This window comes from Pseudomonas sp. LS44, from assembly GCF_024730785.1.
GTDB lineage: Bacteria > Pseudomonadota > Gammaproteobacteria > Pseudomonadales > Pseudomonadaceae > Aquipseudomonas.
Genome location: NZ_CP102830.1, coordinates 1412441 through 1435427, shown reverse-complemented (window position 1 = coordinate 1435427; position 22987 = coordinate 1412441). Strand labels below are relative to the sequence as shown.

At 59.7% G+C, this 22987-nt stretch carries 16 protein-coding genes and 2 pseudogenes; 5 read left to right on the top strand and 13 right to left on the bottom strand.

What is annotated here, in order from left to right; genetic code table 11:
* Positions 1-235: 235 nt before the first annotated feature.
* The 12 genes and pseudogenes from NVV93_RS06475 to mtnA all read right to left on the bottom strand — a co-directional run.
* A pseudogene (locus tag NVV93_RS06475) lies at positions 236-463 on the bottom strand (IS630 family transposase); the annotation flags it as partial.
* A 641-nt stretch (positions 464-1104) separates the two neighbouring features.
* Positions 1105-2066, bottom strand: a pseudogene (locus NVV93_RS06470) (IS30 family transposase).
* 775 nt (positions 2067-2841) lie between these two features.
* Entirely contained in the window at positions 2842-3822 is a 981-nt protein-coding gene (locus tag NVV93_RS06465) for an IS5 family transposase (protein WP_258253621.1), read from the bottom strand.
* A 131-nt stretch (positions 3823-3953) separates the two neighbouring features.
* Positions 3954-4235: an integration host factor subunit beta gene (gene ihfB / locus NVV93_RS06460; RefSeq protein ID WP_258253620.1), complete on the bottom strand. Its 282-nt coding sequence runs from the start codon at positions 4233-4235 to the stop codon at positions 3954-3956.
* 156 nt (positions 4236-4391) lie between these two features.
* On the bottom strand, positions 4392-6074 hold the full coding sequence (gene rpsA / locus NVV93_RS06455) for a 30S ribosomal protein S1 (protein WP_258253619.1): 1683 nt from the start codon (positions 6072-6074) through the stop codon (positions 4392-4394).
* 121 nt (positions 6075-6195) lie between these two features.
* Entirely contained in the window at positions 6196-6885 is a 690-nt protein-coding gene (cmk, locus tag NVV93_RS06450; RefSeq protein WP_258253618.1) for a (d)CMP kinase, read from the bottom strand.
* On the bottom strand, positions 6885-9113 hold the full coding sequence (locus tag NVV93_RS06445) for a bifunctional prephenate dehydrogenase/3-phosphoshikimate 1-carboxyvinyltransferase (RefSeq protein WP_375162926.1): 2229 nt from the start codon (positions 9111-9113) through the stop codon (positions 6885-6887). Before NVV93_RS06445 ends, cmk begins: the two co-directional genes overlap by 1 nt.
* Before the next feature lie 4 nt (positions 9114-9117).
* On the bottom strand, positions 9118-10227 hold the full coding sequence (gene hisC / locus NVV93_RS06440) for a histidinol-phosphate transaminase (RefSeq protein ID WP_258253616.1): 1110 nt from the start codon (positions 10225-10227) through the stop codon (positions 9118-9120).
* 98 nt (positions 10228-10325) lie between these two features.
* The gene (gene pheA, locus NVV93_RS06435) at positions 10326-11420 is read right to left on the bottom strand and encodes a prephenate dehydratase (RefSeq protein WP_375162910.1); all 1095 of its coding nucleotides are present in this window, start codon (positions 11418-11420) and stop codon (positions 10326-10328) included.
* Positions 11420-12505, bottom strand: coding sequence for a 3-phosphoserine/phosphohydroxythreonine transaminase (gene serC, locus NVV93_RS06430; RefSeq protein WP_258253614.1), 1086 nt, complete (start codon positions 12503-12505; stop codon positions 11420-11422). The genes pheA and serC overlap by 1 nt, the downstream gene beginning before the upstream one ends.
* Before the next feature lie 90 nt (positions 12506-12595).
* Positions 12596-15373: a DNA gyrase subunit A gene (gyrA, locus tag NVV93_RS06425; protein ID WP_258253613.1), complete on the bottom strand. Its 2778-nt coding sequence runs from the start codon at positions 15371-15373 to the stop codon at positions 12596-12598.
* 223 nt (positions 15374-15596) lie between these two features.
* Positions 15597-16673, bottom strand: coding sequence for an S-methyl-5-thioribose-1-phosphate isomerase (gene mtnA / locus NVV93_RS06420; RefSeq protein ID WP_258253612.1), 1077 nt, complete (start codon positions 16671-16673; stop codon positions 15597-15599).
* Positions 16674-16781: 108 nt separating this feature from the next.
* Between mtnA and NVV93_RS06415 the strand changes: the two genes are divergently transcribed.
* The 5 genes from NVV93_RS06415 to NVV93_RS06395 all read left to right on the top strand — a co-directional run bounded on the left by NVV93_RS06415 (position 16782) and on the right by NVV93_RS06395 (position 21483).
* Positions 16782-18107, top strand: coding sequence for a TRZ/ATZ family hydrolase (locus tag NVV93_RS06415; protein WP_258253611.1), 1326 nt, complete (start codon positions 16782-16784; stop codon positions 18105-18107).
* A gap of 21 nt (positions 18108-18128) precedes the next feature.
* Positions 18129-18827: a bifunctional 2-polyprenyl-6-hydroxyphenol methylase/3-demethylubiquinol 3-O-methyltransferase UbiG gene (gene ubiG, locus NVV93_RS06410; protein WP_258253610.1), complete on the top strand. Its 699-nt coding sequence runs from the start codon at positions 18129-18131 to the stop codon at positions 18825-18827.
* A complete protein-coding gene (gene mupP, locus NVV93_RS06405; protein WP_258253609.1) occupies positions 18827-19498 on the top strand; it encodes an N-acetylmuramic acid 6-phosphate phosphatase MupP in 672 nt (223 codons plus the stop codon). Before ubiG ends, mupP begins: the two co-directional genes overlap by 1 nt.
* A gap of 73 nt (positions 19499-19571) precedes the next feature.
* A complete protein-coding gene (locus NVV93_RS06400) occupies positions 19572-20312 on the top strand; it encodes a YciK family oxidoreductase (RefSeq protein WP_258253608.1) in 741 nt (246 codons plus the stop codon).
* Between the two features lie 244 nt (positions 20313-20556).
* Positions 20557-21483, top strand: a complete 927-nt coding sequence (locus NVV93_RS06395) for a GGDEF domain-containing protein (RefSeq protein WP_258253607.1) — start codon at positions 20557-20559, stop codon at positions 21481-21483.
* Between the two features lie 58 nt (positions 21484-21541).
* Here the strand turns inward: NVV93_RS06395 and rluB are convergent, their stop codons facing one another.
* Complete coding sequence (gene rluB, locus NVV93_RS06390) at positions 21542-22888, bottom strand: 23S rRNA pseudouridine(2605) synthase RluB (protein ID WP_258253606.1); 1347 nt, start codon at positions 22886-22888, stop codon at positions 21542-21544.
* Positions 22889-22987 lie beyond the last annotated feature (99 nt).

Here is a 22987-nt window from a genome sequence, read left to right as displayed (position 1 = left end):
GACGATCCACGCTACACGCCAATGAATCGCCCGCGCAACAACTCGTCCGGCTAGGTCAAAACCAAACGCGCCTACCTCCGGGCCTACCGCAGCAACGATCTGAATTAAGAGCCGCGCCTTGCCATGTTAGACCATCAAGCCAGGCGCAGCGGCGGGCATGCACGAAATTTCTGGGCGACAGGAAAGAGCACCTAGCGCGCCGTCTCGCAAATAACTCCTCCTTCAACAGTAAAGCGAGCGCCTCCCGCGCTCGTTGTATTTTGGGCAAAATAGCCCCTTTGGCACTCCAGACATTGCGAGCGAGCTGAGCATTATGCAGTGCGAGAAACGTGGCGATAGCGCTGGCCAGCCCACCTGCCATACTGAAGCGACCGCCACGCAAGTAGACGGTGATATCTCGGAAAAAGCGTTCAATCATGCTTACCCAGGAACTGAACGTCGGGGTGAAGTGTAGGTGAAAGCGCAGGGGGCGCTTGCGGCCCTCAACTGACAGCAAACATCAACTGCCCGCTCGCAGCTGAAGCTGACCATCGAAGACACGCTCGACACTGGACTACCACCCACTACACACCAGAGGTATATAAGAGCAAATGTTCCGCTGCGCTCGAGCACATCTAGGAAAGCTATCGAAAGCCTGAGTGATCCCCACAATTTTTGTCGACGATAGAGATCGATGAAGCCTGCTGGATGAGCACCTAAGCTGTTACCGGACAAATTCCAAGACCCACTACCCAATGCAGGCAGTTCGATTTTTACATGCCGCCCTCGCGCCGACACTCCCACTGCTCACTACCGTCGCCTCATACGCTAAATTGTACTGCGGCAGCCCTGCTGCAGACCGGCGCCCTAACATTGATCGAACTGGACCACTCCACGCCAGCCAAGGCGCACCCCAAGCACGCAATCAATCGGGTAGACCAACTCGTCGGCAATGCCTACCCAGGCTGAGCGCTCTTCCTGGGGCGATTGGGCCTGGAGCATTGACAAAACCACGGGCAAGAAATCCGTCGGGCCACTCTGAAAGAAATGAAGCTGAGCCTACGCTTGGAGGTACATCAGCAGGCGCAGGGACTGGGCTGGATTTGCGGGAATCACTCCCTGAATTCAACACATAAGTGCAACGCTCACGCCTGAATACACTTCGTGGGGCGTCTTCCAGCCCAAGCGTTTGCGCGGGCGTAAATTGATCGTCACTACAACTCGATTCACGGCTTCGACAGTCAGCTTGCTGAAGTCGCTGCCCTTGGAGAAATACTGTCGCAGCAGGCCGTTGGTATTTTCATTGGTGCCACGTTGCCAAGATGAATAGGGATCTGCAAAAAAGACTCGGCACTGGCTCCGATGGGCGATGCGCTCATACCCGGCAAACTCCCTTCCATTGTCCAGCGTTAGCGTGTGAACCCTGCGCCCTTGGAGCAGCAGATTGATCGCCCCTGTCACCTGTCGGCGTGTCCTGCGCTTGACCGGATAGGCGCACAGGTAGCCGCTTTTGCGATCAACCAGGGTGACCAAATTACCGCCAACTCCATGCACCGTGTCTCCCTCCCAATCCCCCAAGCGCTTGCGGCTTTCGACCTCCACTGGACGCTCGCTGATCGACACGCGATTACGCAGTTGCCCCGCCGGTCGTGGCTCCCGTAGCGTTTGCGGTAACGCTTTCGGCGATGCCGCAGATATCTGTAAAGCTCGCCGCCAGCGCGCCGGTTGGCAGCAATGAATCGGTAAATCCATTCGTGGCTGACCGCGCGTGCAGGTTGCTCCTGCTTCAACCGATGAGCAATTTGCTCCGGGCTCATGCCGTGCTTGAGCCACTCGGGCAAATAATGGCTGAGCCATGTCACCGGCTTGTGAAACTTACGCGTCCCCTCTCGCCGGGCATTACATTCATCGTTCGCTGAAGCTGCCTTGTAGCCCTTCTGAGAGCTGTTTCGGCGTACCTCGCGACTGACCATCGAGGGGTGTACGCCAACCCGTTTCGCAATGTGCGCCTGGCTTTCTCCAGCACTCAGCCCGGCCTCGATCTGGTAACGTTGGTCCTGAGTCAGCTGCCGGTAATGCGTAGTCATCTGCGCTTGAATCCTTTGGTGTGAGAGCCCGGATTCTACCGGTGGCTGGCTCTCTGCCTCTCGTTTCAAGCGTTGCACTTATTCTATGAATTCAGGCTCAGACTCCACCCTAAATTGAAGCCTGCAATATCCCTTTGAAGGAGCGGCAGAACGGAAGCATGCACTTTCATAAACCAGCTTACTGAATAATGCATAGAAGGCAGCGACAGTACTAACAACCAGAGCCACAAGAAAGGATTAGCCCTTTGCGCCCGCTAGCCACATAGCAACTCTTTCTGATCAACTTAATCATTATTAAGCCTGACGAGAGAAATATCATCATTCATAGCTGATCGATCATTTAAAATATTATAAAAACATCACCGACCCACCCTAGACACCTCAATTTCGAATATATATATTTTAATTATCATCACGACACTGACTTTTAGTTTACGGAACAGGAACAGATACAAAATTGCGCAGAAAAACATAGACAATAAACTATTAAGCGAGGCCAACTAACTCAAAAGCTTTCGCTAGTAGATATCAGACAAAAAACGCTTAGGAATCCAGCAGAACTCTAATTAGTAAAACGATCCACATCGGGAATCATCACAATACTGGCCTTTTGTTGAACCAGCGTTTAGGGATGATCTGAAGTAGTCACGTATTTCTGGCTAACTTCAATCACCGCCGATTTTAAAAGCGGAAAATCGATCAAAAGCGATCCGATCAGCTGCTCATTCCTGTGTTTTTAGCCACCGCAGGCACCTCGCGGCAGCTATTTCCTGCTTTACAGATACACCTCTCCTGCATTGGTCAGTAAATATCGGCGTGCCATCCACAGGTTCGACAATGCGAATAGCGTCACCAACTGTGCCGTATTCTTCGCCAGACCACGGAAACGCACCTTCGCGTAACCGAACTGGCGCTTGATCACCCGAAACGGATGCTCAACTTTGGCCCGAACCTGCGCTTTGGCTTTCTCGATCTTGCGTTTTATCCGGTACAGCAGGCTGCGCTTGCCGTACTTCTTGTAAGTACTGCGCCGGGCCGCAATTTGCCAGATGAGTTGGCGGCCCTCATGCTCGGAGCGCTTCTCGACCCCGGTATAACCGGCATCGGCGCAGACCACCCTCTCCGTGCCGTGTAGCAGCTTGTCGACCTGAGTGACATCGGCCACGTTGGCTGCCGTACTCACCACGCTGTGCACCAAGCCCGATTCGTCATCGACGCCTATGTGGGCCTTCATGCCGAAGTAATACTGGTTGCCCTTCTTGGTCTGGTGCATTTCAGGGTCGCGCTTGCCATCCTTGTTCTTGGTCGAACTCGGCGCATTGATCAGCGCGGCATCGACGATGGTGCCTTGGCGCAACGACAAACCTAGGTCGCTCAGGTAGCCATTGATCACGGCAAGGATGCCGGCAGCCAGCTCGTGTTTCTCCAGCAGCCGGCGGAAGTTGAGGATGGTGGTTTCGTCGGAAATGCGCTCCAGACTCAGTCCTGCAAACTGGCGCAGGATGGTCGTCTCGTACAGCGCCTCCTCCATCGCCGGGTCGCTGTAGCCAAACCAGTTCTGCATCAGATGCACACGCAGCATCGCCATCAACGGATAGGCCGGACGACCACCATCACCCTTCGGGTAATGTGGCTCGATCAGGGCAATCAAGCCCTTCCACGACACCACCCGACCCATCTCGATCAGGAACAACTCTTTGCGGGTTTGTTTGCGCTTGCCAGCGTACTCCGCGTCGGCGAAGGTCATCTGCTTCATCGGAGAACTCAGCGGGTGGAGTCCGGGCATATTGCCAAAATCAGGAAGTCTTCTTCAGAGTTTCCTTAGAACAGCAGGTGAACGATCGAGCAGCTTAAGCGATCCAGAAGAAAAACCTTCACATCAAACAATCATTCCTCATTCACCCGATCCCTCAACTCCTTCCCTGGCTTAAAGTGCGGCACAAACTTACCATCCAGCCGCACGGACTCACCGGTCTTCGGATTCCGACCAACACGGGGCGCACGGAAATGTAGAGAGAAGCTACCAAAGCCGCGTATCTCGATACGATCCCCTGTCGCCAGGGCTTGGGACATCTGTTCGAGCATGGTTTTGATCGCGAGCTCCACATCCCTGGACGAAAGCTGCCCTTGGTGGGTGACGATTCGTTCGATCAACTCCGACTTGGTCATAAGTTTTCCCTTCTTTTTCAAGCGGCCAGATCAGCTGTATATCGGTTTTAGCACGACCGTAACGCTTTGAAAAGCCTGGGATTCAGCCGAAGGAAAGCCAGAAACAAAAAAGGGCGACCCATGAGTCGCCCTTTTTTTAATCTGAAGCCTCAGGAATTAACCCTGATTCTCCATCTGCGCACGGATCAGATCACCAATGGTGGTCGGACCGGTGTTTTCTACGTCTTGCTTGCTACGCAGTTCTTTCATCGCGTCTTTCTCGTCCTCGACGTCTTTCGACTTCACGGAGAGGTTGATCACGCGGCTCTTACGGTCGACGCTGATGATCTTAGCTTCAACTTCATCGCCTTCCTTCAGCACGTTGCGCGCATCTTCAACGCGGTCACGGCTAATTTCAGAGGCTTTCAGGATCGCTTCGATTTCGCCGCCCAGGCTGATTACAGCGCCTTTGGCGTCAACTTCTTTCACGGTGCCGCGAACGATGGTGCCTTTGTCATTCAGGGATACATAGCTGGAGAACGGATCGTCTTCCAGCTGCTTAATACCCAAGGAAATGCGCTCGCGCTCCGGATCGACGGAGAGGATAACGGTTTCCAGTTCGTCGCCTTTCTTGAAGCGGCGAACGGCTTCTTCGCCCGGCTCGTTCCAAGAAATGTCGGACAGGTGTACGAGGCCGTCGATGCCGCCATCCAGACCAATGAAGATACCGAAATCGGTGATCGACTTGATGGTGCCGGAAATCTTGTCGTTCTTATTGAAGCGACCAGAGAAGTCTTCCCACGGGTTGGTTTTGCACTGCTTGATACCCAGGGAAATACGGCGACGCTCTTCGTCGATGTCGAGGACCATGACTTCCACTTCGTCGCCGACTTGTACGACTTTCGAAGGATGGATGTTCTTGTTGGTCCAATCCATTTCGGAAACGTGTACCAGACCTTCAACGCCCTCTTCCAACTCTGCGAAGCAGCCGTAATCGGTCAGGTTGGTAACGCGCGCTACAACACGAGTGTTTTCCGGGTAACGAGCCTTGATGGCAACCCACGGATCTTCGCCCAATTGCTTCAGGCCCAAGGAGACGCGGTTACGCTCGCGATCGTATTTCAGAACTTTTACATCGATCTCATCGCCAACATTGACGATTTCCGACGGATGCTTGATACGTTTCCAAGCCATGTCGGTGATGTGCAGCAGACCATCGACACCACCCAAGTCCACGAACGCGCCGTAGTCGGTGAGGTTTTTGACGATACCTTTGACTTGCTGACCTTCCTGCAGGGATTCCAGCAGAGCTTCACGCTCAGCGGAGTTCTCGGCTTCGAGGACGCTACGACGAGAAACGACAACGTTGTTGCGCTTCTGGTCAAGCTTGATGACTTTGAACTCGAGCTCTTTGCCTTCCAAGTGCGTGGTGTCGCGCACTGGGCGAACATCGACCAAGGAACCTGGCAGGAACGCACGGATGCCGTTAACGTCGACTGTGAAGCCGCCTTTAACCTTACCGTTGATAACGCCCTTGACCACTTCCTCAGCAGTGAACGCAGCTTCCAGAACAATCCAGCTCTCGGCGCGCTTGGCTTTTTCGCGGGACAGTTTGGTTTCACCGAAACCGTCTTCAACCGCGTCCAGTGCGACGTGGACTTCATCACCGACCTTGATGGTCAACTCGCCTTGTTCGTTGTAGAACTGCTCGAGTGGGATGACGCCTTCGGATTTCAGACCGGCATGGACAGTGACCCAGTCACCGTCGATGTCGACAACGAGGCCGGTGATGATTGCACCCGGCTGCATGTCGAGGGTCTTTAGGCTTTCTTCAAAAAGTTCTGCAAAGCTTTCGCTCATGTTGATTCCTGAATTGATCAAGGACGAGAATCCGTCCATCTTCCACATCCCAGACTGATATGGGTTCGTTAAGTAAAAAGGAAGCCCGGGACAATGACTGGTTTCCCGTTCGGCTCCTTGGTCATCCGGCCAAATCGCGATCAGCGACTTCGCTCATGATGCGCTCCAGCACCTGTTCGATCGAGAGTTCGGTGGAATCCAGCAAAATCGCATCGGATGCTGGTTTGAGGGGAGCAACGGCACGCTGGGTGTCACGCGCATCACGCTCACGAATCTCGTCTAGCAGACTCGCAAGATTAACACCCTCCCCCTTTTCCTTCAACTGCAGATATCGCCGCCGCGCGCGCTCTTCAGCACTGGCAGTGAGGAATATCTTCAGAGGCGCGGCGGGGAATACCACTGTTCCCATATCCCGGCCATCTGCCACTAATCCGGGATGTTCCTGAAAAGCGCGCTGACGCTGGAGCAACGCTTCACGAACGGCTGGCAGCGCGGCAACTTGCGAGGCACCCGCGCCAATCTGCTCGTTGCGAATCACATCGCTTACGTCGTCCCCTTCAAGAACAATGCGCTGCGACTGACCATTGGCGGCGGCAATGAATTGCACATCGAGATGCGCAGCCAAAACCTTTAACGCTTCTTCATTGGTCAGATCGACCCCGTGGTTGCGCGCGGCGAAGGCCAGCAGCCGATACAGCGCGCCGGAATCCAGAAGCGCCCAGCCCAAACGTTTCGCCAACAAGCCCGCGATGGTGCCTTTGCCAGAACCGCTGGGGCCATCGATAGCGATGACAGGAGCTTCGTTACCCATCATTTGCCCTCCTCCGCCACGCGGATACCGACGTTACTCGCCAATCCGAGGAAGTTTGGAAAGGACGTCGCGACGTTGGCGCAATCATGGATACGAATCGGTGCGGTGGCGCGCAGCGAAGCGACGCTGAACGACATGGCGATTCGATGATCGCCATGACTCCAAACTTCCCCGCCGCCAATAGCGCCGCCGTCGATAATGATGCCATCCGGAGTGGGCTCAGCCTTTACGCCAAGCGCCTGCAAGCCGTCAGCCATCACCTGAATGCGATCAGATTCCTTGACCCGCAATTCCTCCGCACCCCGCAAGACGGTGCGACCCTCGGCGCAGGCAGCGGCGACGAAAAGCACGGGGAACTCATCGATCGCCAGCGGCACCAGCTCTTCCGGAATGTCGATGCCCTTGAGCTTGGCCGCCCGAACACGCAGATCCGCTACCGGCTCGCCACCCACTTCGCGCTGGTTTTCCAGACCGATATCGGCCCCCATCAATTTGAGGATGTCGATCACACCAGTGCGCGTCGGGTTGATGCCGACATGCTCGAGCAACAACTCGGAACCCTCGGCGATGCTCGCCGCAACCAGGAAGAATGCAGCGGAAGAAATATCCGCAGGCACTTCGATATGGCTCGCTGCCAGCTTGTGACCGGACTCGACGGTGGCCGTGTTGCCATCGACCGCCACTGGATAACCAAAACCGCGCAGCATGCGCTCGGTATGGTCGCGAGTGGGCGCTGGCTCGGTAACCGCGGTTTCCCCGGCAGCATACAAGCCCGCCAGCAGCAGGCAGGATTTCACCTGGGCGCTGGCCATCGGCATGTCATAACGCATGCCAGTGAGTTGTTGACCACCCTTGATTTGCAGCGGCGGACGGCCTTCTGGACCGGTGTCGATTACCGCGCCCATCTCACGCAACGGCTTAGCCACCCGATTCATCGGCCGCTTGGACAGCGATGCATCGCCAGTCAGCGTGGTATCAAACGACTGCGCAACGAGCAGGCCCGACAATAGGCGCATGGACGTGCCGGAATTGCCCAGATAGAGCGGCCCCGGTGGCGGCTGCAGACCATGCAGACCGACCCCATGAATAGTCACGCGACCATGATGCGGGCCTTCGATAACCACGCCCATGTCGCGGAACGCCTGCAGCGTCGCCAAGGCGTCCTCACCCTCAAGGAACCCCTCTACCTCGGTGATGCCATCGGCCAGCGAGCCGAGCATGATCGAGCGATGAGAAATGGATTTGTCGCCAGGTACGCGAATGCGTCCGGACAGGCTGCCACCAGGATTAGCGAGGTAAATCAGGTCGTTCGAATGCATGGCGTCCACATAGGCCCGACGGGCCAGGATTTTACTGAAATGCTCGCGGGCCACCCGGGCGCGGGTAAATACGCCCAGCAGTTGGTGCCCATCCCCTGCGTCGACCGCTTGGCGCAGAGCGTCGAGATCGTCGCGAAATGTGTCGAGGGTATGCAGCACCGCCTCGCGGTTGGCGAGGAAGATGTCGTGCCACATCACCGGATCGCTGCCGGCAATCCGCGTGAAATCACGGAAACCACCGGCGGCGTAACGAAAAATCTCCAGATTTTCACCGCGCTTGGCCAATGAATCGACCAAGGTGAAAGCCAGCAAATGCGGAAGATGGCTGGTGGCGGCCAGCACCTGATCATGGTGTTCGACCTGCATGTGCTCAACATCCGCACCCAGTTCGCGCCACAGCCGATCGATCAACGCCAGCGCATCCGGATCGGTGCCCTGGAGTGGCGTGAGGATCACCTTGTGACGGCGGAACAGCCCACTTTGGGCCGCCTCCACTCCACTTTGCTCGGAACCGGCGATCGGGTGACCCGGCACGAAGCGCGCAGGCAGACCAGCGAAAGCCGCCTGCGCCGCCCGCACCACATTGCCCTTGGCGCTGCCGACGTCGGTGAGCACGGCCTTGCCAAGATCGAGCTGAGCCAACGCGACCAACAGCTTCTCCATGGCCAGAATAGGCACCGCCAGCTGAATCACGTCGGCGCCACGACAGGCGGCGGCCAGATCGGTTTCACAGCGGTCGACCACCCCCAGCTCGACAGCCAGGCGTCGCGATTCGGCGTCCAGATCGACGCCCACGACTTCGCCGAACAAGCCTTTTTCGCGCATACCTTTGGCAAACGAGCCGCCGATCAAACCCAAGCCGATGACCACCAGACGAGCGAAGATAGGCGCAGCCGGTTGCAGATGCATGACATCAGCCACGAGCGAGTACCTTGCTCAGCGCGACCAAGAAACGTGCATTCTCCTGCTCGGTACCGATGGAAACGCGCAAGAAACTCGGCATGCCGTAGCCCGCCACGGGACGCACGATCACCCCTTCCTGCAGCAACGCCTGGTTGATCGGCGCGGCGTCGCGGGCAAAGTCGACAGCGAGGAAATTGCCGCGCGACGGTATCCAGCTCAATCCCAGCGCACGCAGACCCGCTTCCAACTGCGCCATGCCGGCATCGTTGGTGCGGCGGCTCGCAGCCAGATAATCGGCATCATCAAAAGCCGCGCAAGCAGCAGCCAAAGCCAGGCTATTCACGTTAAAAGGTTGGCGGACGCGATTGAGCACGTCGGCCACCTGCGCCGAGGACAAGCCATAACCCACGCGCAGCGACGCCAGGCCATAGGCCTTGGAGAATGTGCGCGAAACCAGCAGATTCGGGTACTGCGCCAGGTAGTTCAGGCCATCGGGCAGTTCGTCACCCTCGGCGTACTCGATATACGCCTCGTCCAGCACGACCAGAACATTGGCGGGAACCTGAGCGAGAAATTCCGCAAGCACCTGCGGACCGAACCAGGTACCGGTCGGATTATTCGGATTGGCGATGAATACCACCCGAGTGTCGGCATCGATAGCGGCCAGCATGCCAGCGAGGTCATGAGCGTAGTTTTTGGCCGGCACTACCTTGCCCACGGCGCCCACAGCCTGAGTAGCAATGGGATAGACCGCAAAGGCGTACTGACTGAACACCGCGTTCAGCCCCGGCGCCAGGAAGGCGCGAGCGACCAAATCGAGGATATCGTTGGAGCCGTTACCCAATGTCACCTGCGCCAGCGTTACACCGCAACGCTCGGCCAGCTTCTGCTTGAGTTCGAAACCGTTGCCATCTGGATAGCGGGTCAGATCGGCTAATTCGGCGCGAATCGCTTCCAGCGCCTTAGAGCTTGGACCCAGCGGATTTTCGTTGCTGGCCAGCTTGACGATGCCGGCCGGATCAAGATTCAGCTCACGGGCCAGTTCATCGACAGGCTTGCCGGGCACATAGGGTGAAAGCTTCTGCACGCCCAGCACAGCGCGGGCAAGAAAATCGGTCATACATAAACCTCATGCGGCAAACCTGCAGCAGCAGGTGGCAAATTCGGCGCGACGTCCATTCGTTTGCGACCCCGACTATCGGCCTGCGGCCACCGTCGTCAGAGCACCGCCTTCGGATAAGACCCAAGCACTTTCAGTGCTACGGCTTCCTGATTGATCTTCTCCAGCACATCCTTGATCAGCGGATCACGGTGATGGCCGACGAAGTCGATAAAGAACACATAGGTCCACTTGCCGCTGCGCGAAGGCCGGGTTTCGATACGGGTCAGATCGATGCCGTTGCTGTGGAACGGCACCAACAGCTCATGCAGAGCGCCGGGCTTGTTGCGCATGGAGACGATGACCGACGTTTTGTCATCGCCAGTCGGTGGCACTTCCTGGCTCCCAATGATCAGGAAGCGTGTGGAGTTGTCCGGGCGATCCTCGATCTTCTCGAAGAGCTTGTTCAGACCGTACAGACTGGCCGCCATATCGCCGGCAATAGCCGCCGAGTTCCACTCACTTTTCACCCGCTTGGCCGCATCGGCGTTACTGGAAACCGCCACGCGCTCGACGTTCGGGTAATGCGCATCCAGCCATTTGCGGCATTGCGCCAATGACTGCGCATGGGAGTAGATGCGGGTGATCCGATCGGTCTTGGTGGTGTCGCCCACCAGCAGATGATGGTGGATGCGCAGCTCGACTTCGCCGCAAATCACCATGTCGTGCTCGAGGAAGCTGTCGAGGGTGTGGTTGACCGCACCCTCGGTGGAGTTTTCCACCGGCACCACCCCGAAATTGACCGCACCGGCAGCCACTTCACGGAATACTTCGTCGATCGCCGCCATCGGCGTGCTAATCACCGCATGGCCGAAATGCTTCAGCGCGGCCGCCTGGGAGAAGGTGCCTTCCGGACCCAGATAGGCGATCTTGAGCGGCTGCTCCAAGGCCAAGCAGGACGACATGATCTCCCGAAATAAGCGGGCGACCTCTTCGTTGTCCAGTGGGCCCTTGTTCAAATCCATGATGTGCTTGAGCACCCAGGCTTCACGCTCGGGGCGGTAGAACACCGGCGTTTCGCCTTCGGCGAGGCTGGCCATCTTCACCCGCGCGACCTCTTGGGCGCAGCTGGCGCGATCGCTGATCAGGCCGAGAATCTGCTCGTCAAGATTATCGATGCGCACGCGCAGCGCTTTGAGTTCCAGCTCGGACATCAACCGTGCTCCTTTTCGAACTCGGCCATGTAGGCCACCAAGGCTTCCACTGCGTCGATTCCGACCGCGTTGTAGATGGAGGCGCGCATGCCGCCTACCGAGCGATGGCCCTTGAGATTGAGCAGGCCGCGCGCATCGGCACCGACCAGGAAGGGCTTGTCGAGCTTCTCGTCGGCAAGACGGAACGGCACGTTCATCCACGAGCGGGCATTGTGCGCAATCGGGTTGCTGTAGAAGTCACTGCGGTCGATGGCGCCGTACAGCAGCTCTTTCTTGGCCTTGTTGCGCTGTTCCATCGCCGCGACGCCGCCCTGCTCTTTCAACCACTCGAACACCAGACCCGAGAGGTACCAGGAGAAGGTTGCCGGCGTGTTGTACATCGAGCCGTTATCGGCAGCGACCTTGTAATTGAGCATGGTCGGGCAAGTGGAGCGCGCCTTGCCAAGCAAATCCTCGCGGACGATTACCACCACCAGGCCGCTGGGGCCGATGTTCTTCTGCGCACCGGCGTAGATCAGGCCGAACCTGGAAACGTCCAACTCGCGGGAAAGGATGTCCGAAGACATATCCGCCACCAGCGGCACGTCACCAACCTCGGGAATCCAGTCGAACTGCAGGCCACCAATGGTTTCGTTGCTGGCGTAATGCAGGTAGGCCGCGTTCTGGCTCAACTGCCAGTCGTTCTGCCCAGGAATGGCGAAATAGTCATACGGCTTGGCGCTGGCTGCGACATTAATATTGCCGTAGCGGCGCGCTTCTTCGATGCTCTTCTTCGACCAGATACCGGTGTCGATGTAATCGGCGACACCCTCTTCGGGCAGTAGATTGAGGGGGATCTCGGCGAACTGCTGGCTGGCGCCGCCTTGCAGGAACAGCACCTTATAGTTGGACGGAATGGACAGCAGATCGCGCAGATCCTGCTCGGCCTTCTCGGCGATGGCCACGTACTCGTCGCTGCGATGGCTCATCTCCATCACCGACAGACCCTTGCCCTGCCAATCGAGAAGTTCCGCCTGAGCACGTTGCAGGACGGCTTCGGGAAGCGCGGCTGGGCCGGCGCAGAAGTTATAGGCTCGCTTGCTCACATCCACTCTCACTAAAAGGTAAGGCGAACGGCACGGCGCCGTTCGCCACTTCTCTCATTGCGGATCATGCCAGCATGTCCGCGCTGCAACTCACTCGTCGGCGAGCGGAGCTTCCTCGGCCGCCACGTCTCCGGCGAGCTCGACGGACTCGATAGCTTCGCCCGCCTCATCGCCGACCAGCTCTTCGTCCTCAACCTCGGAAGGCTCCTGCACCCGCTCCAGACCAACCAGGGTTTCATCGCTGGCCAGCTTGATCAGAGTCACGCCCTGAGTGTTGCGGCTCAGGCTGGACACTTCATCGACCCGCGTGCGCACCAGAGTGCCCTGGTCGGAGATCAGCATGATCTCCTCGCCATCGAGCACCTGAATGGCACCGACCAACTTGCCGTTACGCTCGTTGCTGACCATGGCGATGACGCCCTGACCGCCGCGACCACGTTTCGGGAACTCGATCATGGCGGTGCGCTTGCCGTAGCCACGCGCCGACGCGGTGAGGATCTGCGCCTCCGGCTCGGGGATCAGCATGGAAATGATGTGCTGCCCTTCCGGAAGACGCATGCCGCGCACGCCGCGAGCGGTACGACCCATGGTGCGCACCTTGCTTTCCTTGAAGCGGATAACCTTGCCGCCGTCGGAGAACATCATCACTTCCCGCGCGCCGTCGGTTACCGCGGCGGCGATCAAAGTGTCGCCCTCTTCCAGGCGCAGCGCGATCAGGCCGGAACTACGCGGCTTGCTGAACTGCACCAGCGGGGTCTTCTTCACGGTGCCGTTGGCGGTAGCCATGAAGATGTAAGCGCCGGTCGGCTCTTCTTTATCATCCGAGTCGTCGGCTTCATCGGCGTCATCGCCTTCAGCCACGTCCTCGACGACCTCGTCTTGCTCAACCAGTACGCCCTCGATGTCATCCAGCTCTTCGCCTTCCGGCGCTTGCTTACGCAAGGCTTCCAGATCGACTTGCAGCATCGCGGTGATGCGCTCGCCCTCGTCCAGCGGCAACAGGTTGACCAGCGGACGGCCGCGCGCGGTACGCGAGGCTTCCGGAATTTCGAAGGTGCGCAACCAATAGACCTTGCCCTTGCTAGAGAACAGCAACAGCGTGGCGTGGCTGTTGGCGACCAACAGGTGTTCGATGTAGTCCTCGTCCTTCACCCCGGTGGCCGACTTGCCACGCCCGCCGCGACGCTGCGCCTGGTAGGCGGCCAGCGGCTGGGATTTGGCGTAGCCGCCATGGGAAATGGTCACCACGCGCTCTTCTTCGGTGATCAGATCGGCAATGGTCAAATCGACCTGCGAAGCGACGATCTGGGTGCGGCGGGCATCGCCGAACTCAGCCTTGACCTTCTCCAGCTCCTCGCGAATGACTTCCATCAGGCGCTCGGGGTTGGCCAGGATACGGATCAACTCGCCGATCAGTTCGAGGATTTCCTGATACTCGGCGAGCAGTTTTTCATGCTCCAGGCCAGTCAGGCGATGCAGACGCAGTTCCAGGATCGCCTGGGCCTGTTCCGGCGACAGGTAGTACTTACCGTCACGCAGACCGAATTGCGGATCGAGATCCTGCGGGCGGCAGGAATCGGCGCCGGCACGCTCGACCATGGCTTCCACCGCAGTGGATTCCCAGGCGGTAGCAATCAAACGCTCTTTGGCTTCGGCCGAGGTCGGCGAGGCCTTGATCAACGCGATCACCGGATCGATGTTGGACAGCGCAACGGTCTGACCTTCGAGGATGTGGCCACGCTCACGGGCCTTGCGCAGCTCGTACACAGTGCGCCGGGTCACCACTTCGCGGCGGTGACGAACGAACACTTCGAGCATGTCCTTGAGGTTCATGGTGCGTGGCTGGCCATCGACCAGCGCCACCACGTTGATACCGAACACGCTCTGCATCTGCGTCTGGGCGTAGAGGTTGTTGAGCACGACCTCGCCCACTTCGCCGCGACGCAGCTCGATGACCACCCGCATGCCGTCCTTGTCGGACTCATCGCGCAGCTCGGTGATGCCTTCGATTTTCTTCTCTTTAACCAGCTCGGCGATCTTCTCGATCAAGCGAGCCTTGTTCAGCTGGTATGGCAACTCGGTAATGATGATCTGCTGACGACCACCGACCTTGTCGATGTCCTCGATCTCGGCGCGAGCGCGGATATAGATGCGCCCGCGGCCCGTGCGATAGGCCTCGATGATGCCCGCACGGCCGTTGATGATGCCGGCGGTGGGGAAATCCGGACCGGGGATGTACTGCATCAGTTCATCGACGGTCAGTTCGGCGTTGTCCATCAGCGCCAGGCAACCGTCGATGACTTCGCTGAGGTTGTGCGGCGGAATATTGGTCGCCATACCCACGGCGATACCACTAGAGCCATTGACTAGCAGGTTGGGAACTTTGGTCGGCATGACCGCCGGGATTTGCTCGGTGCCGTCGTAGTTGGGCACCCAATCGACGGTTTCCTTGTCCAGATCAGCGAGCAGCTCATGGGCCAGCCTGGCCATGCGCACCTCGGTGTATCGCATGGCGGCGGCGCTGTCGCCATCGACCGAGCCGAAGTTGCCCTGGCCGTCGACCAGCATGTAGCGCAGCGAAAACGGCTGGGCCATCCGCACGATGGTGTCGTATACAGCGGTATCACCATGCGGGTGATATTTACCGATCACGTCACCGACTACACGGGCGGATTTTTTGTAGGGCTTGTTCCAGTCGTTGCCCAACTCGCTCATGGCGAACAGCACACGGCGGTGCACAGGTTTCAAACCATCGCGTGCATCCGGCAGCGCACGTCCGACGATCACGCTCATTGCGTAATCGAGGTAAGACTGCTTCAGCTCGTCTTCGATATTGACCGGTAGAATTTCTTTGGCCAGTTCGCCCATGAGAAGCCTGGTTCCTTTTTCTAGTGAAACTCCGCGCCATCCTTCCTGAATCGCACGAAGCTCGCCGTTGCCGGCATCTGACCAGCAACGACTTACGACAAATCAACGAGTTAAGCCATGGATCTGCGCAGTTGGAAAGGCCTGAGTCGGCCCCCTTGAGAACTGCCGGAGATTACCATAAACAGTGCCCGGCACCTACCCCGACCGACCGAGCGCGACTGTCTCAGTGCAGGCGTTTGCGGCACATCAATTGCGCCAGTTTTGCCGTGTCGGGACGTTCGATCACGCCCTTCTCAGTAACCAGATAGTCGATCAGATCAGCTGGAGTGACGTCGAACACCGGATTGACCGCCTCAGCCCCAGCAGCCACGCGCTGCCCGCCCAACTCCAGCAGCTCACTACTAGCGCGCTCCTCGATTGGAATATCCTCACCGCTTTCCAGGCTCATATCGATGGTCGAACTGGGCGCCACCACCATGAATCGCACGCCGTGGTGCATGGCATTGACCGCCAGTTGATAGGTGCCAATCTTGTTGGCCACATCGCCATTGGCCGCGATGCGATCGGCGCCGACGATCACCCAGGTAATACCCTTGGTCTTCATCAGGTGCGCCGCGGCGGAGTCGGCATTCAGGCTGAGCGGAATCCCCTCGTTGACCAACTCCCAGGCAGTCAACCGACTGCCCTGCAGCCAAGGCCGGGTTTCATCGGCGTAAATGCGCTCGACCAAACCCTCCAGCCAGGCGCCGCGAATCACCCCCAGCGCGGTGCCGAAGCCGCCGGTAGCCAGCGCGCCAGCGTTGCAATGGGTCAGGAACGTCTGCGGATTGCCCTGATGCTTGCGGATCAGATCGACGCCCAGCTGAGCCATGGTCAGATTGGCTTCGCGATCGCTCAAGTGAATGGCCTCGGCTTCAGCCTCCAGCACGATCAGCGGATCGTCGCTCTTCTTCAGGCGAGCCAGGCGCTCGCGCATGCGATTGAGCGCCCAGACCAAGTTGACTGCCGTAGGCCGCGCCTCGGCCAGCAACTGCAGGTCCTCTTCCAGTGCGGCCTGCCAATCGCCACCGACCTGCTGCCGCGCCCGCGCGCCGAGCACCACGCCATAGGCGGCCGCAATACCAATGATCGGGGCTCCGCGCACAATCATTAGACGAATCGCCTCAGCAACCTCAGCTGCAGACGTGCACGCCTGCCATTTTTCCTCGAAAGGCAGGAGCCGTTGATCGAGCAGATACAGCACGCCATCCCGCCAATCGATGGCTTTCACCTTCTCCGCTGCCAACAATTGCTCGCGCATGACCTACCTCTTACCCGAAAACAAAAGCTGCGGATTATAGCGAGCCGCCCCTCTGGACGCTCGGGTATACTGCGACCTGCTCAGAATACCCCCCGCCGGAAGCCGATAATGCCCGAACCGCTCGCCCCGCTCGACCTGTTGCTACTGCCGACCTGGCTGGTACCGGTCGAGCCCGCTGGCGTCGTCCTTCGCGAGCATGGGCTAGGTATTCGCGATGGCGTGATCACCTTGATCGCCCCGCGCGAGCAGGCGCTGCGCCATCCGGCGACGGTCGTGCGCGAGCTGCCGGGCCACCTGCTCACACCGGGCCTGATCAATGCTCATGGGCATGCCGCGATGAGCCTGTTCCGCGGACTGGCCGACGATCTGCCGCTGATGAATTGGCTGCAACAACATATTTGGCCCGCGGAAGCCAAGTGGGTGGATGAAACCTTCGTCCGCGACGGCACCGAACTAGCAATTGCCGAGCAGCTCAAAGGCGGCATCAGCTGCTTCGCCGATATGTACTTTTTTCCGGAAATTGCCAGCGAGTTGGTGCACAACAGTGGCATCCGCGCGCAAATCAGCATTCCCGTGCTGGACTTTCCCACCCCCGGCGCCCGCGATGCCAACGAGGCGCTGCGCAAGGGACTGAAGCTGTTCGATGACCTCAAGCAGCATCCGCGCATCAGCGTGGCGTTCGGCCCCCACGCGCCCTATTCGGTGAGCGACGACAAGCTCGAAAGCGTGCGCATGCTGGCCGAGGAGCTGGATGCCGGCATTCATATGCATGTGCATGAAACCGCCTTCGAGGTCCAACAGAGCCTTGAGCTATACGGCCAGCGCCCCTTGGCGCGCCTGGCCCGCCTCGGCCTGCTGGGGCCGCGCTTTCAGGCCGTGCACATGACTCAGGTCGACGATGAAGACTTGGTCCTGCTGGTAGAAAGCAACAGCAGCGTGATCCACTGCCCCGAGTCCAACCTCAAGCTGGCCAGCGGCTTCTGCCCGGTCGAGCGCTTGTGGCAGGCCGGCGTCAATGTGGCGATCGGCACGGATGGCGCCGCCAGCAACAACAATCTGGACCTGCTTGGCGAAACCCACACCGCCGCCTTACTGGCCAAGGCCGTGGCCGGCTCGGCGAGCGCCCTGGACGCCCACCGCGCGCTGCGCATGGCCACCCTCAACGGCGCCCGCGCACTCGGCATCGAAGCAAAGACCGGCTCGCTGGAAATTGGCAAAGCCGCCGACCTGGTCGTCTTCGACCTGTCGCGCCTGGCCCAACAGCCGATCTACGACCCGGTCTCGCAACTGATCTACACCAGCAACCGCGACTGCGTGCAGCACCTCTGGGTCGGCGGCAAGCAATTGCTGGATGCCGGCCAACTGACGCGCCTCGACGAACAGCGCATTGCCGCCACCGCTCGCGCCTGGGGCGAGCGCATCGCCGGCCACTGAATTCCGTTTCAAGGAGCATTTATGAGCAACGTCGACCACGCTGAAATTGCTAAATTCGAAGCCCTGGCTCACCGCTGGTGGGACCGCGAAAGCGAATTCAAGCCACTGCACGACATCAACCCGCTACGCGTCAACTGGATCGACGAGCGCGCCAAGCTGGCCGGCAAGAAGGTCCTCGACGTCGGCTGCGGCGGCGGCATCCTCAGCGAAGCCATGGCCCAGCGTGGCGCGACCGTCACCGGCATCGACATGGGCGAAGCGCCATTGGCCGTAGCCCAGCTGCATCAACTGGAGTCTGGCGTCGAGGTCGAATACCGGCAGATCACCGCCGAAGCCCTGGCCGAGGAAATGCCCGAGCAGTTCGACGTGGTCACCTGCCTGGAAATGCTTGAGCACGTGCCCGACCCAGCGTCGGTAATCGACGCCTGCCGCCGCATGGTCAAGCCTGGCGGCCAGGTGTTCTTCTCGACCATCAACCGCAACCCCAAGGCCTATCTGTTCGCCATCGTCGGCGCCGAATACCTGATGAACCTGTTGCCGCGCGGCACCCATGACTTCAAGAAGTTCATCCGCCCGTCCGAGTTGGGCGCCTGGAGCCGCACCAGCGGTCTGACCGTCAAGGACATTATCGGCCTGACCTACAACCCGCTGACCAAGCACTACAAGCTGGCTGCGGACGTCGACGTCAACTACATGATCCACACGCTCAAGGAGCAGTAATGCGACTGCGCGCAGTTCTTTTCGACATGGATGGCACGCTACTCGACAGCGCGCCGGACTTCATCGCAGTGGTCCAGGCGATGCGCACCGATCGCGGCTTACCGCTTTTGGATGAACAACTGATCCGCGACCAGGTCTCCGGCGGTGCCCGGGCAATGGTCGCCACCGGCTTCAGCATCGTCCCGAAAGACGCGGCCTTCGAGCCGCTGCGCCTGGAGTTTCTCGAGCGCTATCAGCATCACTGCGCCGTGCTGACGCGGCCCTTCGATGGGATCGCCGAGCTGCTCGCCGACATCGAGCACGCCAAGCTGATCTGGGGCGTGGTGACCAACAAGCCGGTGCGCTACGCCGCGCCGATCATGCAGCAGCTGGGCCTGGCCGAGCGTTCGGCACTGCTGATCTGCCCGGATCATGTGACGCGTAGCAAGCCTGATCCGGAAATGCTCGTCCTGGCTTGCCAACAGCTGGACCTAGACCCAGCCAGCGTGCTGTTCGTCGGCGACGACCTGCGCGACATCGAATCCGGCCGCGCCGCCGGCACGCGCACGGCAGCCGTGACCTACGGCTATATCCACCCGAGCGACAACGCGCGGAACTGGGGAGCCGACGTGGTCGTCGACCACCCGCTGGAACTGCGCAGCGTGCTCGATCGCGCACTGTGTAGCTGCTGAGCCGAAGCGTTTTCACCGCGAGCCGGAGGATGCAGTTAGCTGCCGCCACCCAACCACCAGAGAGACTTGTGCGATGTTCGATTACTCCTCCCGCCCCGACCTGCTGCAAGGCCGGGTAATCCTCGTCAGCGGCGCCGGCCGCGGCATCGGCGCGGCAGCGGCAAAGGCGTTCGCCGCGCACGGAGCCACGGTGCTGCTGCTGGGCAAGACTGAAGACAACCTCAACCGCGTCTATGACGAGATCGCCGCCGCCGGCCATCCGCAGGCGGCCGTGATTCCCTTCAACCTGGAAACCGCGCTGCCCCATCAGTACGACGAACTGGCGGCCATGATCGAAACCGAATTCGGGCATCTCGACGGTTTGCTGCACAACGCCTCGATCGTCGGACCGCGCACGCCGCTGGAGCAGCTGTCAGGCGAAAACTTCATGCGCGTTATGCATATCAACGTCAACGCCATGTTCATGCTGACCAGCACGCTGTTGCCGCTGCTCAAACTGTCGGCGGACGCCTCGGTGGTCTTCACCTCCAGCAGCGTCGGCCGCAAGGGCCGTGCCTACTGGGGCGCGTACGGCGTTTCGAAGTTCGCCACCGAAGGTTTGATGCAAACCCTCGCAGACGAAGTGGACGGCACCTGCGCCGTACGGGCCAACAGCGTCAATCCGGGCGCGACCCGTACCGACATGCGCGCCCAAGCCTATCCGGGCGAAAACCCGCAAAACAACCCACTGCCGGCGGACATCATGCCGGTCTATCTGTACCTCATGGGACCGGATAGCAGCGGCGTCAACGGCCAAGCCTTCGACGCACAATAGGTCCTTGAGCTTGCCGGCCAGCACGGCCGGCAAGCCTCCGCCAGAAAACCGGCAACCCCTTCACCGCCCCTCTCCCCCGCTGGCAAGATTTCGCCAGATTACCGGCAAAAGCTTGCCGCCTGCACCAGGCAACAACAATCAAACCATTGATTTAATTGATTTTTTATTCAACACGAACTACCTGGCATGAAATTCGCTCTAACCCTGTTGTCGTCGCTCGCACCATGCGCCAGGGGTTTTCTTCATGGTTCCTCCAAACAAAACCAACACCATCGATTTCGATGCTGCCAAGCTGCAACGCCTGGGCTTCGCCGGCAAGCGCATGCCTTCGCTGCGGCCGATCAGCCTCAGCCAATTGCGCCAGCAGCTGAGTCTGCAGTTGCAGACCAGCCTGGAAGTTGAAAAGATCCTCGCGGTGTTTTTCCATGAAGTGCAGCGGCTGATTCCCCTGACGGCGCTCGCTTACCTGCAACCGACCAGTGATCTGCGCCTGGAACTGGGCGAACGTGCCAGTCATTCCGCCAGTTACCACCTGACCCATGCCGGCGAATACCTGGGCGAACTGATCTTCCGCCGCAACCAACGCTTCAGCGACGAAGAACTCGGTCAACTCGAATCCCTGCTGGGCAGCCTGCTGTTCCCGCTGCGCAACGCCTTGCTTTACCGGACTGCCCTGCAAAGCGCGTTGCGCGACCCACTGACTGGCACCGGCAATCGCATTGCCATGGATCAGGCCCTGCAACGCGAAATCGATCTGGCCCGGCGCAATCTGCAGCCGCTATCCCTGCTGATGCTGGATATCGACCACTTCAAGAACATCAATGACACCTACGGCCACAGCACCGGCGACGACGTGATCAAAGCCGTGGCCGCCACGATCAAGAGCCAACTGCGCAATATCGACATGGTGTTCCGCTATGGCGGCGAAGAATTTCTCATCTTGCTCTCCAACACCAGCCGTGAAGGCGCAGCCATGGTTGGCGAGCGTCTGCGCCACGCGGTGATGAACCTGCAATGCGCGGTTGATCAACACGCCATCCAACTCTCGATCAGCCTCGGCTGCGCCAACCTGCTGCCAGCCGAATCGGCCGAAAGCCTGTTGAAGCGTTCAGATAGCGCGCTGTACATCGCCAAGCGCGAAGGCCGTAACCGTCTGACCATGGCCGGCTAAGCGGTTTCATAGACAATAAAAAAGGGACTCGATTGAGTCCCTTTTTTACGCCTGCCAATTACTCCGGTTTACGTCCACGGCCAAAGCCTGGACGCTGACCATCACCCGCCGGCGGACGACGCTTGGCAGGTGCCGGCTTGCGCGCCGGCCGGTCGGCCAGCTCAACCGCCGGACGCCCAGCCTTGCCACCGCTGGAGCGCTTTTTGTTTACGTCGGAAGGCCGCTCGGCCACCGTGCTGCGCTTCGGACCCGGGCGCGGTGAGCGCTCGGCCGAATCGCCACGCGGATTGCGGGCGGGGCGATCGGCGCCGTCACGTGGTGCGCGCGCAGGACGATCGGCGCCATCGCGAGAGACGCGAGCCGGACGATCAGCCCCGTCACGCGGCGCACGCGCGGGACGATCACCGTCACGCGGTGCGCGTGCCGGGCGATCAGCGCCATCGCGAGAGACGAGGGCCGGACGATCGCCGCCATCGCGCGGCGGGCGCGCTGGGCGCTCGCCTTCCGATCTTGCGCCACCACCGTGGGCTGGACGCAAGGTTCGCTCCGGGCGCGCCGCACGTCCGACCGGCTTGGCCGACTTACGCTGCAGACGATCGAGCTTGTCGCGGGCCTTCTCCTTCATCGCCGGCAGCTCTACCGGCTCCAGACCGACTTCGGCACTGAGGATGTCGATATCGCGCTGTCCCATTTCCCGCCAGCGACCCATGCTCAGGTCGGAGGTCATAAATACCGGGCCAAAGCGCACGCGCTTCAGGCGGCTGACCACCAGCCCTTGGGATTCCCACAGACGACGCACCTCACGGTTACGGCCTTCCATCACCACGCAGTGATACCAGTGGTTGAAGCCTTCGCCGCCGGGGGCTTTTTGGACATCGGTGAACTTCGCCGGGCCGTCTTCGAGCATCACGCCGGCTTTCAGGCGCTCGATCATCTCGTCCTCGACCTCGCCACGCACACGCACGGCGTATTCGCGGTCCATCTGGTAAGACGGGTGCATCAAGCGGTTGGCCAGTTCACCATCGGTGGTGAACAGCAGCAGGCCAGTGGTGTTGATGTCGAGGCGGCCGATGTTGATCCACCGACCTTCTTTAGGCTTGGGCAAACGATCGAAAACGGTCGGGCGACCTTCGGGATCGTCGCGGGTGCAGATTTCGCCATCCGGCTTGTTGTAGATCAGGACGCGGCGCACGGTCTCGCGCTGCTCTTCGCGCTTGAGCAGACGGCCATCGACGGTGATGGCGTCGTGCATGTCGACCCGCTGACCGAGGCTGGCGACTGCGCCGTTGACCTTGACGCGGCCCTCGGTGATCCAGGCTTCGGCATCGCGGCGCGAGGCCAGGCCGATGCGGGCCAGGACTTTCTGCAGTTTTTCGCCGCTGGGGCTGTATTCGGACTCACTCATGCTAAGCACCTCCCGGTGTGTCTATCGGTGAAAGGGCGCGAATCATACGCGTATCGGTTATACGCCGCACGGATCAGTTGAGGCTAGCAGAGCATTGAC

Excerpts from the sequence above, each read along its gene's own strand:
- gyrA (WP_258253613.1), bottom strand. The coding sequence starts at position 15,373 with ATGGGCGAACTGGCCAAAGAAATTCTACCGGTCAATATCGAAGACGAG.
- hisC (WP_258253616.1), bottom strand. The coding sequence starts at position 10,227 with ATGACCGATTTTCTTGCCCGCGCTGTGCTGGGCGTGCAGAAGCTTTCA.
- rluB (WP_258253606.1), bottom strand. The coding sequence starts at position 22,888 with ATGAGTGAGTCCGAATACAGCCCCAGCGGCGAAAAACTGCAGAAAGTC.
- mupP (WP_258253609.1), top strand. The coding sequence starts at position 18,827 with ATGCGACTGCGCGCAGTTCTTTTCGACATGGATGGCACGCTACTCGAC.
- NVV93_RS06400 (WP_258253608.1), top strand. The coding sequence starts at position 19,572 with ATGTTCGATTACTCCTCCCGCCCCGACCTGCTGCAAGGCCGGGTAATC.
- pheA (WP_375162910.1), bottom strand. The coding sequence starts at position 11,420 with ATGTCCGAGCTGGAACTCAAAGCGCTGCGCGTGCGCATCGATAATCTT.
- rpsA (WP_258253619.1), bottom strand. The coding sequence starts at position 6,074 with ATGAGCGAAAGCTTTGCAGAACTTTTTGAAGAAAGCCTAAAGACCCTC.
- ihfB (WP_258253620.1), bottom strand. The coding sequence starts at position 4,235 with ATGACCAAGTCGGAGTTGATCGAACGAATCGTCACCCACCAAGGGCAG.
- mtnA (WP_258253612.1), bottom strand. The coding sequence starts at position 16,673 with ATGCGCGAGCAATTGTTGGCAGCGGAGAAGGTGAAAGCCATCGATTGG.
- NVV93_RS06465 (WP_258253621.1), bottom strand. The coding sequence starts at position 3,822 with ATGAAGCAGATGACCTTCGCCGACGCGGAGTACGCTGGCAAGCGCAAA.
- NVV93_RS06415 (WP_258253611.1), top strand. The coding sequence starts at position 16,782 with ATGCCCGAACCGCTCGCCCCGCTCGACCTGTTGCTACTGCCGACCTGG.
- NVV93_RS06445 (WP_375162926.1), bottom strand. The coding sequence starts at position 9,113 with ATGCATCTGCAACCGGCTGCGCCTATCTTCGCTCGTCTGGTGGTCATC.
- cmk (WP_258253618.1), bottom strand. The coding sequence starts at position 6,885 with ATGGGTAACGAAGCTCCTGTCATCGCTATCGATGGCCCCAGCGGTTCT.
- NVV93_RS06395 (WP_258253607.1), top strand. The coding sequence starts at position 20,557 with ATGGTTCCTCCAAACAAAACCAACACCATCGATTTCGATGCTGCCAAG.
- ubiG (WP_258253610.1), top strand. The coding sequence starts at position 18,129 with ATGAGCAACGTCGACCACGCTGAAATTGCTAAATTCGAAGCCCTGGCT.